11 protein-coding genes are annotated in these 13,239 nt (G+C 58.2%); 5 read left to right on the plus strand and 6 right to left on the minus strand.

From position 1 onward, the window contains the following. The 5 genes from PQR02_RS29235 to PQR02_RS29255 all read right to left on the minus strand — a co-directional run. Positions 1-741 (minus strand): MFS transporter (locus PQR02_RS29235; RefSeq protein WP_408239706.1); only part of this gene is annotated, 741 nt, incomplete at its 3' end. Positions 742-882: 141 nt separating this feature from the next. Next, the gene (locus PQR02_RS29240; protein WP_408239709.1) at positions 883-1,992 is read right to left on the minus strand and encodes a Gfo/Idh/MocA family protein; all 1,110 of its coding nucleotides are present in this window, start codon (positions 1,990-1,992) and stop codon (positions 883-885) included. Positions 1,993-2,052: 60 nt separating this feature from the next. Next, the gene (locus PQR02_RS29245) at positions 2,053-2,562 is read right to left on the minus strand and encodes a nuclear transport factor 2 family protein (RefSeq protein WP_408239712.1); all 510 of its coding nucleotides are present in this window, start codon (positions 2,560-2,562) and stop codon (positions 2,053-2,055) included. Positions 2,563-2,582: 20 nt separating this feature from the next. Continuing rightward, on the minus strand, positions 2,583-3,632 hold the full coding sequence (locus PQR02_RS29250; protein WP_408239715.1) for a cupin domain-containing protein: 1,050 nt from the start codon (positions 3,630-3,632) through the stop codon (positions 2,583-2,585). Positions 3,633-3,866: 234 nt separating this feature from the next. Beyond that, positions 3,867-4,808, minus strand: coding sequence for a 3-keto-5-aminohexanoate cleavage protein (locus tag PQR02_RS29255; RefSeq protein WP_459252054.1), 942 nt, complete (start codon positions 4,806-4,808; stop codon positions 3,867-3,869). A 406-nt stretch (positions 4,809-5,214) separates the two neighbouring features. Here PQR02_RS29255 and PQR02_RS29260 point away from each other — a divergent pair, with 406 nt between their 5' ends. The 5 genes from PQR02_RS29260 to PQR02_RS29280 all read left to right on the plus strand — a co-directional run bounded on the left by PQR02_RS29260 (position 5,215) and on the right by PQR02_RS29280 (position 12,394). Next, the gene (locus PQR02_RS29260) at positions 5,215-5,757 is read left to right on the plus strand and encodes a MarR family winged helix-turn-helix transcriptional regulator (protein WP_408239718.1); all 543 of its coding nucleotides are present in this window, start codon (positions 5,215-5,217) and stop codon (positions 5,755-5,757) included. A gap of 672 nt (positions 5,758-6,429) precedes the next feature. Next, positions 6,430-7,653, plus strand: a complete 1,224-nt coding sequence (locus PQR02_RS29265) for a substrate-binding domain-containing protein (protein WP_408239721.1) — start codon at positions 6,430-6,432, stop codon at positions 7,651-7,653. Between the two features lie 15 nt (positions 7,654-7,668). After that, positions 7,669-10,146: an ATP-binding cassette domain-containing protein gene (locus PQR02_RS29270; protein ID WP_408239724.1), complete on the plus strand. Its 2,478-nt coding sequence runs from the start codon at positions 7,669-7,671 to the stop codon at positions 10,144-10,146. Positions 10,147-10,307: 161 nt separating this feature from the next. Further along, entirely contained in the window at positions 10,308-11,165 is an 858-nt protein-coding gene (locus tag PQR02_RS29275; RefSeq protein WP_408239727.1) for an ABC transporter permease, read from the plus strand. A gap of 158 nt (positions 11,166-11,323) precedes the next feature. Then, the gene (locus tag PQR02_RS29280; protein WP_408239730.1) at positions 11,324-12,394 is read left to right on the plus strand and encodes a porin; all 1,071 of its coding nucleotides are present in this window, start codon (positions 11,324-11,326) and stop codon (positions 12,392-12,394) included. A gap of 255 nt (positions 12,395-12,649) precedes the next feature. On the opposite strand, the gene PQR02_RS29285 is transcribed toward PQR02_RS29280, so the two are convergent. Then, positions 12,650-13,189 carry a MarR family winged helix-turn-helix transcriptional regulator gene (locus PQR02_RS29285; protein WP_408239733.1) on the minus strand — a complete coding sequence of 180 codons (540 nt, stop codon included), beginning with the start codon at positions 13,187-13,189 and terminating at the stop codon, positions 12,650-12,652. Positions 13,190-13,239: the final 50 nt, after the last annotated feature.

Here is a 13,239-nt window from a genome sequence, read left to right on the forward strand (position 1 = left end):
AAGCCCGTTGTCGCCCGTTACCGGCGCGTTCTCGGTCAGTTCGAAGCCACGTGCATTGACTGCTTCATCCGAGATGCGCGCCAGAATTGCGCAAACCCGTGCTACGGGCCGCCCATTTGCAACCATGAAGCGTACCGACTCCGGCATCTTGCGCATTAATAAAATGCTGTGAAGTATCGGCGTGACGCCGCCCAGCATCAGAACGCTTCGCCAGCCGGCATGGGGGACGAGCCACGCCGCAATCGATCCTCCGCAAGCCGCGCCGAGCGGGAATCCGCAGCACATCAGGCTGGTGACAGTTGCACGGCGCCCGGTCGGGCAGAATTCGTCCATCATTGTCACCGCGTTAGCCATCGCTGCGCCAAGGCCGATGCCCGTCATGAAACGCAGCACAGTCAGTTGAGCCATGTTCGTCGACAACGCGGACACGACACTGGCCACACCGAAGAGAAACACCGACGCGACCATCAGCGACCGTCTTCCAACACGATCGGACAAAGGGCCGCACACGAGCGCACCAAACGCGAGGCCGAACAGCGCGGCACTCAGGACGGGCGCAAGGTCGGGCTTTGCAAGATGCCGCTCCGTCAGTAACGACGGCGCGATGAAACCGATTGCCGCGGTGTCGAAACCGTCCAGCAGGACAATCACGAAGCACATGAAAAAAACGAGTAGTTGAAAGCGGCCGAACGGGTGCTCGTCGATGAACTCCTGGACGTTGACGACCGAAGCGCGTTTCATCGTTTGTCTCCTGCACTGACCGCGTAGATCACGCGGATTGACGATCGGAACGGACGCACGACGCCCGCGCGGCGCCAAAAAGCCGCGCTTGACACAGGTTTCGCCTGGAAGCCGTCGCCGGAGAAGCGAGCCATACAGTGATCAGCCGACTCGTACCCGTCGGCCCGTCTGATCAGACTGTTCAATCGCTGATAGAACCTTGTGAAGGGCGAGCGCGTCATTGAAATTGGGCGCCGTTCGGGTGCCCAGGCGCAGATCGTCAGCCACTAACCGGTATATTCCGGCCACGTTTCGGGCAGCTACCGCATCCTCAAGACCAAAGTAAAACGATTGCGGTATCTCGAGCGCGATGTAGCCCTCCTGGCCTTTACGGCCACCTTCCACGCGCAGCGGCGAGATGTTCACCACAGGAGCCTGTTCGACCGCCGCGGTGATGCGCAGATCGCCTTCGGTTCCATTGATCTCCCATAGCAAGCGGGTTCCGCGCGGCAACCCACCACGAAGCTGCAGAGACAGGGGCGCGCCGGAGTCGAGCACTGCGTTGATCATCACATGATCGGGCGTCTTCATCGGAACGCTCTCGCCGGTCTCGGTGATGCTCACAGTTTGCCGACGGCAGGACAATACGGCATCGATCTCCCGGATAGGCCCTAGTATATTTTGCGCCGCCGCAATGGCATGTCCACCAATGACCGAAAGCAGGGTTGCGCCGTTTCTGGAATCCATGGCATAAGCATCACCGCGCGGAATGTGGTCGCCCCAGCTGACCCCAGCACTGATATAGGTCGACGACAAAACGTCTCCTACGTATCCCTCATCAATAAGTTTGCGAATGAATCCTAGTTCAGGAGAGGCGATCGCTTGAGTTCCAATAACGGCCAGTGCCTTCGACTCATTCGCGAGACGAGCGAGTTCGGTGGCTTCCCCAAGTCCGTTTCCAAGCGGCCATTCACAATAGACTGCTTTTCGGGCCTCAAGCGCCGCCGAGACGACTTCCTTATGGTAGGGGACCTTCACCGTGACCACCACGAAGTCAATCTCTGGAGACGCGACGAGTTCCGCCACGTTCTCGAAGGCGCGTGGAATGTCATAAGCGGCGGCAGCGGCCTGCGCGCTCGCCAGACTGGTGTTTGCTACACCAGCAATCTCAAACACATCAGCCAGCGCTCGTAAGGCCGGAATATGAGCGGTAGTTGCCCAGCCGCGCTCAGCGCTCAACCCGACGATACCCACACGAAAACGTTTTTCCATTGCTCCCTCGAAACCAATGAGTGACTTCAAAATAGACGACCATAGACCGCCATGAACTGCTTATACAAGCCCATACTTATATGACGGATCATCCCTATCGCGGCGCCCAACGTTGGAGTTCTCCAACGGCGCTGACTCGGCCGGGACCGGGTCCGAACGTTGGGAATCCAGTACGACAACCCGGTCGGCGATGCGCCATTGCCCGTGTCGTCGTTCCATCCGGTCCACATACCGGACGTTCACAACCCAGTCCGCTGCCATCTCGCCGTCAACAGGTTTTGTCCTGTGTAGTGCCTGCGCGTAGTGCTCCGCGTAAGCCACGTCGCCATCCACCTGAACGTACTGATTGCCGGTGAAGTGCTGCGTGCACTCAAAGTTCGGCAACAGTTCTGCAGCCCATTTAATGAAGCCTTCGACGCCTCCGTTGTAGGCCCCGTGTCGATCAATCGCATCCGGGTGATAGCAGGACCGCACAAGGTCCCAGTCCATCCGGTCAATGCCCCGGCAGTAGCGGATATGGACGCGCTTGATTTCCGCCTCGTCCAGAAACTGTTGAAGCCTCGAGTCCACTTTGTGCCTCCTGTTTCGCTTTACGAATGGCGAAGCTCGCTCGGATGCGGCCCGTATTCGCCGGTTTCCATCAACTGTGACGCCGCGATTGCAGCCGGCGTCCAACGAAGGGTTGCACGTGTTTCCATCAACCAGGCCTGATAGGCCTCCTTAACGTTCTCGGAAGGTCCGTGATGAATCACACCTTTTGGCACCCAGGTCAGCGTTCCCGGTTCCGAGCACCCTCCCCAGGCACCGGGACCACGCACATAGCAGATCACCTCATCGAAGTCCGCATTGATGTGAATCGGTGGTCGATTCGACGGACGTGAGCTGAGGTTGAACATCAGAACGTCACCCGCGGTGGACGACAAAAACTGACTCGGAGGTCCGCCTTCAGGCAAATAGGTGAGAACCTGAATCTTGTTGAGGTTGAGTTTCCAAACCGGAACGGACTCCGACAATTGCATGCCGAGCGAAAGCGGGTCATGCGGCATCGTAAACACCGTGTTCTCTCCGTCGAGGGTCTTCAGGATCAGTTTCGTTGGGCCGCCCGCGGGAATGTCGGCACCCACAGTGGCATACTCCACGTCCCGCGCAACGTTGACCATTCCTGTCGGCGCCGGCGGCGAAAGTTTCAATGCCGATGGGCTCTCGACGATGACGCTGCGCATCGCATCGCCCGTCGGCGCGTATCGATACGCTATCGCACGCGGAATACAAACAAAGTCACCTTCATCAGCGGTAATACAGCCAACGTCCGTTTCGAATTTGACATTGCCCGACTGGATGAAATGGATTTCGTCCGCCTCGACATTTCGAACCACATACGGCATGGGCTTGCGCCGGCCGGACACGAGCAACCTGATACCCAGCCTGGACGTCGCCACGGTAGTCGCAAGAGCATCCGGATTATCCCGATCGTCAGGTATCAACCTGTCAAGAACCGACCGTCGTGGTGCATGCTGACCCTCCACAGAAAGGTAGTCTGGCGCGTACGTCGACCGGGTAACGACAGAAATTGCGCCCATGAACCCGTCACGGGTCCACAGTTGCACGGGAGGCTCGCCGCCTTTTGTCTGATCACTCATTTGTTACTCTCCTCGGTTGTAGAACGCTCACGGTCGGCGTGCCCCGTGAAGCGTTCAGGCACGCGGCGAGCACGCCAAGGCCTGAAGGACAATTTATTCCGACTTTGCAAAGCTACAGAATCCGATCGCCAACCGTATCGCCAAGATTCCCCGCATTGCATTTCGTCGTCAACGTCGATCAATCACTCTTCATGAACGGCGCCGCTCTCACGGCGCCATAGCGACCAAACGTTACTAGCGCGCGGGCTTTCCAACGAACGCCCGGTACTCGTTCGCCGTTGCCGGAGTGCGTCCGAGAAGGCCAGCGATGTCACGCGCCATGTTGAACATTTCGAGGTTGTCCTTCAGACGCTCGTCGCTGTTCGGGTACTTCCACGGTGTATCTTCCGTCCCGATCCGGATGTGCAAGCCCATCATCGTGGCAAGCGTCGTCATGTACAGGCTTGCGCGTCCCGCCGCACAAACACTGATTACCGAGGTCGGGTCGATCTGGCGAATCTGGTCGACCATCAGGAACATGTGCTGGGTCATATCCCGAGCATTGCTGACCCACGTGCCCGAAACCAGGGTACGGCCGACGTTGAACGGCAGCCCGTACAGAATCAGCCAGTTGTATGGTTTCTTGAGAATGCCCGTATCGATCAGCTTGCGCTTCGCAAGTTCGATCTCCCCAGAGCTATGGATTGCAAGTTCCGGCTTGACGCCAGCGGCCTCGAGTGCCTCGATTGCCGGCACCATGAAGGCCTCCGGGTGACCTGGAGCGCATGGCGCTACCTCGGTCAATCCGGCGCGCGCTGGACTCATGCACATGTCGAAGGTCGTTCCGTGGAGCACGTTCAGGTTAGGGACAAAGTCGTTGCCAAACCGCGCCCTGAGCGGCTCCAGAACGGCGGAATAGGCTTCGACCGGAGGAATGTCCCGGTCAAGGCGTCGACCCTGTGCGTCGGTCATCCATGAAAAGTCGATGTGAACGCCGCATGCGCCGGCCTCGATCACGCTGGACGCCGCGTCCACGTATTCCTCAAATGACGTGCTCGTTTCGAAGCGGCCAGACACGGCCGCATTGATTGCGATTTTTTCAGGAACGTCCCATTTGGGCTGCAGTTCAGGTCCCGCGATGAACTGATACTCCTCCATTTCGCGTTTGGCGGCTTCCCAAAGTGGCAGTTTTTCCATGATGCTGATCCTCGACGTAAGTAGTGAAGTAAAGGTTCCAACTCTTCCAAACCAACGGCAGCCAGACAAACATCAAACGTTCCGATGGGGCTGGCGCCTCGATAAAACGTTTGCGAATTGCTGACGATTCGCTTTGTTCTTCCGCGCGCGGACATTTCGGCTCAATGCAATGCGGGAGCGACGCGTTCCGCCCGGAACAGCGCCATCAACCCACGAAAACATGGCGCCATCCAGATCGGATCATTTGTGTTACGATGATTCCGTTAGCGATCGTTCTACATCGAATGATGCGTTTCAGAACGAACAAAGTCAAGGGCGCCAGGGAATTCCCTGGAACGACGCCATGATTCTTCCGGGGCGACCCGGCGCGTAGCCGGTTCATATTTATCTGTAGAGGAATGAGCGAATGGCTAAGCCCGACCCCACCACAATCGATATGGCCTCGGATACGACCGGGTCGCCGTGTGACTCACTGGAAAAGGAACCTCGGGAGAGGTTCGACGATCGCGGCAGAACTGTTCCGTGGATGACCCGAACACTGCATCGCCTGTACAACGTCGAAGCACAGAAGATCCTCGACAGGGAGAGAGTCTCCATTGCGCATTGGTACTACCTGCGGGTGCTGGCCGAGCGGGGTGAGCTCAATCAACTGGAACTGAGCAAACGGGTGGGAATCGCCTCGACTACTGCTGTACCGGCTTTGGACAGCATGGAAAAGCGTGGCCTGATAACGAGAACTCGCGATCCGAAGGATCGGCGCAAGTACTACGTCGGCCTCACTGACGACGGCAGACGTCTGGTAGATGAACTGATGCCCGCGATCATCCGAATGATTTCCGGCTCTTTTGACGGGGTGACAACCGAGGAGAGGTGCATCTTCTGGCAGGTCATGCATCAGATCGCGCAAAACCTCACTGAAAGGTCTAGTGACGGCACGATCGTAGACTAGCCGGCCAGCGCCGGCTTGCGGGACTCAGGGGGGCCGATGCGCATGCGCCTCGACCCGCGGGCATGGCGAACTGCAGTCCGGACGCGACATGCGGCCTCCTTTCGCGTGCAAATCAGTTGACCAGCCATCCTCATCAATCACAACGTGAACTATTGAGTTCTGGCGATCCGGGCTGCAGGTCCTGCCTCGGCTCGCGAGAGCGACTTGCTCCACGCGTCCGCTTTTGATTGATGGTCGAAGTACCTCTCCCACAGCCGCGCCAACGTGCTGCCAAATCGCCTCTATGCCCTCCGCTAGGGACATTCCCCAGGACTCTTGACTTTGTTCATCCCGAAACACATTATTCGATATCAATCGATCGTACATAGCATGATATCGGATAAATTCATGCCGCGTTGGACGCTGTGGGGGGCAGCCCTTTTCCACAGCGTCCAATGAGGGTAGACAAAGTTTTTATTAAATACATAAAAGGAGATCACCACTTCCATGCACCGGTTTTATGCCGGGTTGTGTCACCCATCCGGATTGCGCGATGGGCACAACTCGCAAGCATCTATTCCGGTGCGAGCCATTTCCAGTAACGCGGCTGGTATGCAAAAGATAACTGCCGGGTTCGAGATGCGACTCAACTCGTTTTCGAATCCGACTTCACTACCTACCTTGAGGATCGTCATGTTCGACAAGTTTCGTGTCTGGCAAGCTGCGGCGCCAAAAATGCCAAATCAGTTCGTTCTGGAAGGTGAGTCGTCTGTCGGGAAAAAGGCTTCCACAGACCGCACAGCCTGGCAGAACCGGGAAGACCGTCCAGGCAGGCAGGTTGTCCGGGGTCTGCTCCGCAACCTTGCCACGCTCATCCCGGCGATTCTGCTTTGTACCGCCGCGCACGCGGCAGACGATTCCCTGACGAACCGTCAAGGCGACATCACCCCTCTCTGTGGCATGAAGCCGATGATCGTCGGCGTGTCTGACGGATACGGTGGCAACACCTGGCGCAAGACCGGTCTAGCCGAAGTCAAGGACGAACTCAGCCGCTGCAAGAACGTCAAGCGGATCATCTACAGCAATGCCAACGGCGATCCGCAAAAGGCGAACTCCGACATTAACAGCATGGTGGCACAAGGCGTGAATGTCCTGATCATGCTTCCGGATTTCGGCGCAGTGCAACTCCCGGCCATGCGTGCGGCCATGAAAGCCGGTGTATCGGTCGTACCGTACTCGGCACAGATATCCGGGGTGGTCGGACGCGACTATGTCATCAATGTCGTGGGGGACACGAAGCAGATTGGTGTGCTTTGGGCCGACTGGCTTGGAACAACCCTTAAGAAAGGCAACGTCGTATTCATGGGTGGATCGCCCGGCGCTACCGGATCCCAGAACTTCATGGACGGTCTGAAGGGCGGACTCAAGAAATACCCGAACCTGAAGCTGCTAAACGAACAGTTTGTCGTTACAAACTGGAACCCGGTGGATGCGCAGAAAGCCACCGCGGGCCTTATCGCGCAGTACCCGCAGATTAGCGCCATCGTTACGGACTATGGTGTGACCGCGCTCGCAGCCGCAAAGGCGTTCGAGCAGGCACATCTGCCCGTGCCTGCGATCGTCACCATCGCAAGCGATAACGAGCTGAACTGCCACTACCTGTCGGCCAGGAAGTCGGGCGCGGCATTTCCCTATTACACGCTCGATGGCACTACCACCTACGTGCGCTTCGCAGTGCGCCATGGTGTCGCCAATTATCAGGGTACGACGGATAAAGAATCGCCCTCTGTACTTCCTTTCGCATACGCCGACAGCGCCAAGGGCCTTGACCCGAAGTGCGATCCCAGCGCGCCGCCTGATGCTGACCTGTCCTCCGCCCTTCCCCCTGAAAAGCTCAAGGCAGTGTTTGAGCAGTAAAGCCCGAGACGAATGATGAACGACCAAACCACTCTGCTTCAAATCGACGGTGTCACCAAAGTCTTTCCCGGTGTACGGGCACTTGATAACGTCACTTTTTCGGTTCTCGCAGGCGAAGTACATGGTCTCGTCGGCGAGAACGGCGCAGGTAAGTCCACGCTCATGGCGGTTGCGGCGGGCGCACTCGTCCCCGAAGAAGGACGTGTCGTTATCAACGGCGCAGAAACCAAAGGCGACACCGACGCGGCGCGGCGACTCGGCCTGGCGATCGTGCGACAGGAACCGGCCCTCATGCCAGATCTGACTGTTGCAGAGAATCTCTATCTCGGCGTGCCAACCGAACAACGCCCTTCTCTGTTGAACACAACGCAATGGGCGCAACAGCTCCTGCGACAGTGGAGTGGCGACGTCGCAATCGACGCAGCCGAACGGGTATTGAGCCTGAATCCAGAACAGCGCTTTATCGTCGAGATCGTCAAGGCTCTCGCTGCCACGCCTAAGGTTCTCGTCCTCGACGAGCCCACCGAACATCTGTTGGCGGAAGACGTCGAGCGGCTGTTTGAGCATATCCGCAAAGTGGCGGCCTCGGGTTGCTCGGTCGTTTATATCTCGCACCGCATTCGCGAAGTGCAGAAGATTGCAAACCGCCTGACCGTTTTGCGCGACGGGCAAGGACAAGGCACGTATGACGCCGCCGGGCTCAGCGAACAACAAATCGTCGAACTCATTGTCGGCGGAGCGCTTGACCGCGAGTTTCCCCCGAAAGCCGGGAACGATCACGCCGGCGTGGTCCTCGATGTGGCATCGCTGCGCGGAACGGGCTTCACTGACGTATCGGTGCAGTTAAGGAAAGGGGAAATCGTGGGCCTGGCCGGTATTGACGGCAACGGACAGCGCGAATTCATCCGTGCCCTCGCCGGTCTTGCCCGAAGCCGCGGCAGCGTCACCGTCAACGGAAAACCGGCGAAAATTCAGACGTCTCAGGCTGCCGCCGCCTCGGGCATCCGCTATCTCCCCGGCGACCGCCATCGGGATGGTATTTTCGGTGAACTAACCGTACGTGAGAATTTCTCGCTCCGCAGTCTGCCGTTCGATTCAATTCATGGATGGATCAGCCAGAGAAGTGAAGCGAGACGTACAAAACTGGCAGTAGCGGGTTTCGCGGTCAAGACTCCGTCCGTTGAGACGCCAATTCGCTCTTTGTCGGGAGGCAATCAGCAGAAGCTGGTACTGGCCAGTGTGCTGGCGAGCAATCCGGAGGTTCTGCTCGTCGATGAACCAACGCAGGGTGTGGACATTGGCGCACGGATGGAGATCTACAAAGTACTCCGCCAGGCTGCTGCGGCCGGCACCGCCGTCATCGTGGTCTCGTCGGATGCGCTTGAGGTGGCCGGCCTGTGTGACCGTGTACTGATCTTCTCTCGCGGACATATCGTCAAGGAACTGCGCGACGCTGCTGTCAGCGAGAACAACATCACGTCCGCGGTGCTGACGGCGACCACGGAGCGAGAGAGAGGTTCGGCAAGCATCCCCGGATTCTGGAAGTGGGCCGCGGGAGACTGGGCGCCTCTCGTCATGCTCGCGCTGGCAGTCTGTGCACTCGGCATCTATGCGACCCACGTGAACGAAACCTATCTGTCCGCGCGCAACCTGAGTGGGGTGCTGGCGCTCGTGGCGACGTTGGCTATCGTCGCATATGGGCAACAAGCACTCATGCTCGTAGGAGGTATCGATCTATCTGTGGGGCCACTCATGGGGTTGATGGTCGTCATACAGTCGTTTTTCCTGAACGATGGGGCCTCATTGGGGCACCAGTTGTCGGGGTGGGCAATTGTCTTTCTGGTCGCCGTTGCAGTCGGGTTATTGAACTGGATATTGGTCGACCCCTTCCGACTGCACCCGATGGTCGCGACGCTAGCCACCTACATGGCGTTGCAGGCAGCGTCCCTCCTGTTACGCCCCGTTCCTGGCGGATTGATCGCAGATTCAGTGGTCGAGGCAATCGGTACGCAGGCGGGATTTGTCCCAGTTATCGCGATCTTCGCGGTTGTTCTCGCGATCGCGCTCGAGTTCGCTCTCTTCAAGACCCGGCCTGGTCTCACGTTTCGCGGCGTGGGCTCCCGGCTTGAAGCAGCCCGTATGGCGGGTGTGCGTCCACATCTGACGTTACTTACCGCGTACGTGGGTTGCTCGCTCCTTGCCGGCGTTGCTGCCGTGCCGATGATGGCACAGGTCGGTTCAGGCGATCCGAGCGCGGGCATCAACTACACACTCGCGAGCATTGCGGCCGTCGTCATCGGCGGAGCTAGTTTATTCGGCGGACGCGGGTCTTTTGTCGGCTCCCTTCTTGGTGCCCTCCTGATCATCCAGGTCAATGTGGTCACCTCATTCCTGGACGTTGGGGATTCGTGGCAGTCGTATCTTTTGGGCGGGATGATCCTCGCATCTGTCGCCCTCTACTCCAGAAGCAGAGAAATGGCGGTGGCGAAATGAGACGTGTTGTGAGCAATCAGGCAGATAGAGTACCGGATCTTCCGCGGTCATCCTCTTCGAAGTCGAAGTCCGCTCGGATTTCGGTATTCGGTGAGTATTGGTGGATCTCGATAGGACTATTTCTTCTCTTCTCCGTCAGTTCGGTGGTCGCGCCGGGGACCATGACCCGTGGTTCCATCCTGGCCATGCTTCCGTTTGCGGGCATCCTGGCCATTGTCGCGACGGGCCAGACACTGGTCATCCAGCAACGGGGACTCGACATGTCGGCAATCGGGATGGTCTCGCTTGCGGGCGTGGTGATGGCCCGCACCGGATTTGGTCTCGATTCCATCGGCGTTGCAGTGATCTTCACCGTGTGCGTCGGTGCGATTGTCGGAATCGTCAACGGAACATTGGTCTCGCGCTTTGCGATTACCCCCCTGGTTGCGACGTTGGCAGTCAACGCGCTGCTCATTGGCGGCGTCCGTTCGCTCACCGGCAATGTTCCGGTCAACGTCCCGGTCATCATGCAGACCATCTCACATGCCCAGTTTATTGGCTTGCCCGCCAATGTACTGTTCGCCTTCGCTTTCGTGGTGACGGCGTGGTTCGTCACCCGGAAAACCGCGATCGGCCGGCGTTTTGTGGCTGTGGGCGTCAATCCGCGTGCGGCAGAGGCCGCCGGCGTAAGGGTCCTGCAATACAGGATTGGCGCTTATGTCGCGTCGGCAGTGTGCTTCTCCGCAGCCGGGATGCTTCTCGCCGGATTCATTGGTAGCGCCTCGCAGACATCGGGAAATGACTATCTGCTCCCCGCCATAGCAGCGGTAGTGGTTGGCGGCACACCCTTTACCGGGGGCAAAGGCAGTGTTGTCGCCAGTGCTGTAGCGGCACTCTTCATGGCGCAGCTCGGTCAGCTCGTGCTGGCACTCGGTGCGGGTCCCGCAGTTCAACTACTCGTGCAGGCGAGCGCCATTCTGCTCGCGACTACCGTGCGTCATCTGCCGACGGCCGCGAGAAGCTTTCGCAAAAGCAAGTAGTGGAAGGTGGTTGATCGGCGCAGGTCTTCGAGCCCACTCGTCGTGCCGGTTCGTCGTTGCATTGGAACGGCAAGCCTTTCCTGGCAAGCTGATTGAATAGGCCCGAAAGAGGTCGTAAGCAGTCTACTGAGATTACTCTTTATGCTAAGGATACCGAAATGCCCAAGATCACATTATGTGCGGCTCTGATGATGTGTGGCGTCTGCAACGCCTATGCGCAAAGCAGTGTAACCCTGTATGGACGCGTCGCAGCGGGTCTCGATTTCGTCACGAACGTCGCGACACCGACCGGTCAGTCGAAGAATAATTTCAGGTTCGGCAGCAACCAGTATGGATACAGCTGGTTCGGGCTGAAAGGTGATGAAAACCTCGGAGGAGGCCTGCATGCAGTATTCAAACTCGAGAGCCTTTTTACTTCCGGAACGGGTCAGATTCCACCTAACTCGATTTTCACGCGCGATGCGTATGTCGGTCTGGCTGACGATAAATACGGCAGTATCTGGTTCGGACAGGCGATGAGCCTGACCGACGAAACCGGTTGGTACATTGACCCATTGGCAGAACAGGTGGGAATAGGTGTTGGCAACTTCGCATTCGGGCGAGCGTGGGGTCCACGATCAAACGTCGTCACCTACAATTCGCCTGCCTGGGCCGGCTTCTCATTCCGCGTCCAAAACGGATTTGGCAACCAGGCCGGCAACTTCCGTGGCGACCGCCAATTCAGTGTGAGTGCACAGTACACCCTGACCAACTTCGCCGCCTACGGCGTTTATGAAGAAATCCGCGACGTCAACGGGCATTTTTCAGACTTATATACGGCCTCACAAGAATACATGGTCGGTGCAACGTATCAGTTAGGCGCAGTCAAGTTCTATACCGGCTATCAACAACTGTTCTCATCCGGACAGGACACGGTCGCCACGCCGTTTAATCCTCACGCCGCGACACGCAGCCAGCAGGTGTGGGTAGGCGCCTCGTATCAGGCCACCTCTGCCCTCGCCCTCCAAACTGCCTGGTACCACGGCAACGTCAATCACGGCGGCGGACAGGGAAATCTTGGTGCGATCGCCGCCACATACAACCTGTCAAAACGGACATTCCTCTACCTGACGGTTGGAGCGATGTTCAATGGCGAAAGCTCGGCTTTCCCGGTCGAGACGGCGGATTCCCAGCCTCTGCCGGGCCACAACCAGCAAGGCGGCTACTTCGGCATCATGCACTTCTTTTAAGCGATGCCCCGGCGGCGTACAGAGGCACCTGTACGCCGGCGACGCCAGCGCTGACCGCCGCGCGCAAGCGCGTCCCCACAGTTGCAATGCCAACTTTCCCGTGATTCGGGCGAGGTTCGCGTCCCGGGCTCTTGTTTGCCCTTGGATGCGAGTAGTGCCATCCCATCGGTTCGTGGCGTGCGTGGTGACCCCTGCACACAAGCCGGGCCCGAATCCATGTGGACCGGGCTTACGAGATTCAGGCACTTCCCCGCTTCAATCCTCGACCGAATCGTCCTGAGCCTTCCGAGCCAGGTTTTTTTCGACCTGATGCATGACCTTCCAGAAAACGCGCATATCTCGCGGGGTGATCCCGTCGAGCGAGGCAGAGATCATTTCCGTCAGTTCAGGCAGAAGCTCATCCACCAGACGCCTGCCTTCATCCTTCAAACTGACAAAATATTTCCGTCTGTCGTTCGGGTCTCGCGTCCTTTGCACCAGACCCCGCTTTTCAAGGTTGTCCAGGGCCGGCACTGCTGTCGTCGACGCAATACCCACACGTTTGCTTAATTCAAGCTGGTTCAGCTCGCCGCGTTCCGCCAATACCCGGAGGTAATACCAGTACGCTATTGCGATGTTCTCCCGGTCAAGAATCTTCTGAGCCTGGGCGTCGTACAGCCTGTGCACCGTCCTTGCCATCCAGGGAACGGTTCTGCCGCGATCATCAAATACTTCGGAGGATTGTATCTTCGCGGGGACCGATGGCACGGCAGCTTCCTTCGTGGCTCTGACCGCGGCGGAGTTTGACTTAGGCATTCGCTCATTCCTTGACGTTGTAGTCTTCAATCGCACAGGCGTCCGGTCCT

It is taken from the genome of Paraburkholderia sediminicola, from assembly GCF_046026895.1.
Classification (GTDB): Bacteria; Pseudomonadota; Gammaproteobacteria; order Burkholderiales; family Burkholderiaceae; genus Paraburkholderia; species Paraburkholderia sediminicola_C.

Bases quoted from the DNA above. Each gene is read 5' to 3' on its own strand.
- PQR02_RS29265 (WP_408239721.1), top strand. From the start codon at position 6,430: ATGTTCGACAAGTTTCGTGTCTGGCAAGCTGCGGCGCCAAAAATGCCA.
- PQR02_RS29240 (WP_408239709.1), bottom strand. From the start codon at position 1,992: ATGGAAAAACGTTTTCGTGTGGGTATCGTCGGGTTGAGCGCTGAGCGC.
- PQR02_RS29250 (WP_408239715.1), bottom strand. From the start codon at position 3,632: ATGAGTGATCAGACAAAAGGCGGCGAGCCTCCCGTGCAACTGTGGACC.
- PQR02_RS29270 (WP_408239724.1), top strand. From the start codon at position 7,669: ATGAACGACCAAACCACTCTGCTTCAAATCGACGGTGTCACCAAAGTC.
- PQR02_RS29280 (WP_408239730.1), top strand. From the start codon at position 11,324: ATGCCCAAGATCACATTATGTGCGGCTCTGATGATGTGTGGCGTCTGC.
- PQR02_RS29285 (WP_408239733.1), bottom strand. From the start codon at position 13,189: ATGCCTAAGTCAAACTCCGCCGCGGTCAGAGCCACGAAGGAAGCTGCC.
- PQR02_RS29275 (WP_408239727.1), top strand. From the start codon at position 10,308: ATGACCCGTGGTTCCATCCTGGCCATGCTTCCGTTTGCGGGCATCCTG.
- PQR02_RS29255 (WP_459252054.1), bottom strand. From the start codon at position 4,808: ATGGAAAAACTGCCACTTTGGGAAGCCGCCAAACGCGAAATGGAGGAG.
- PQR02_RS29260 (WP_408239718.1), top strand. From the start codon at position 5,215: ATGGCTAAGCCCGACCCCACCACAATCGATATGGCCTCGGATACGACC.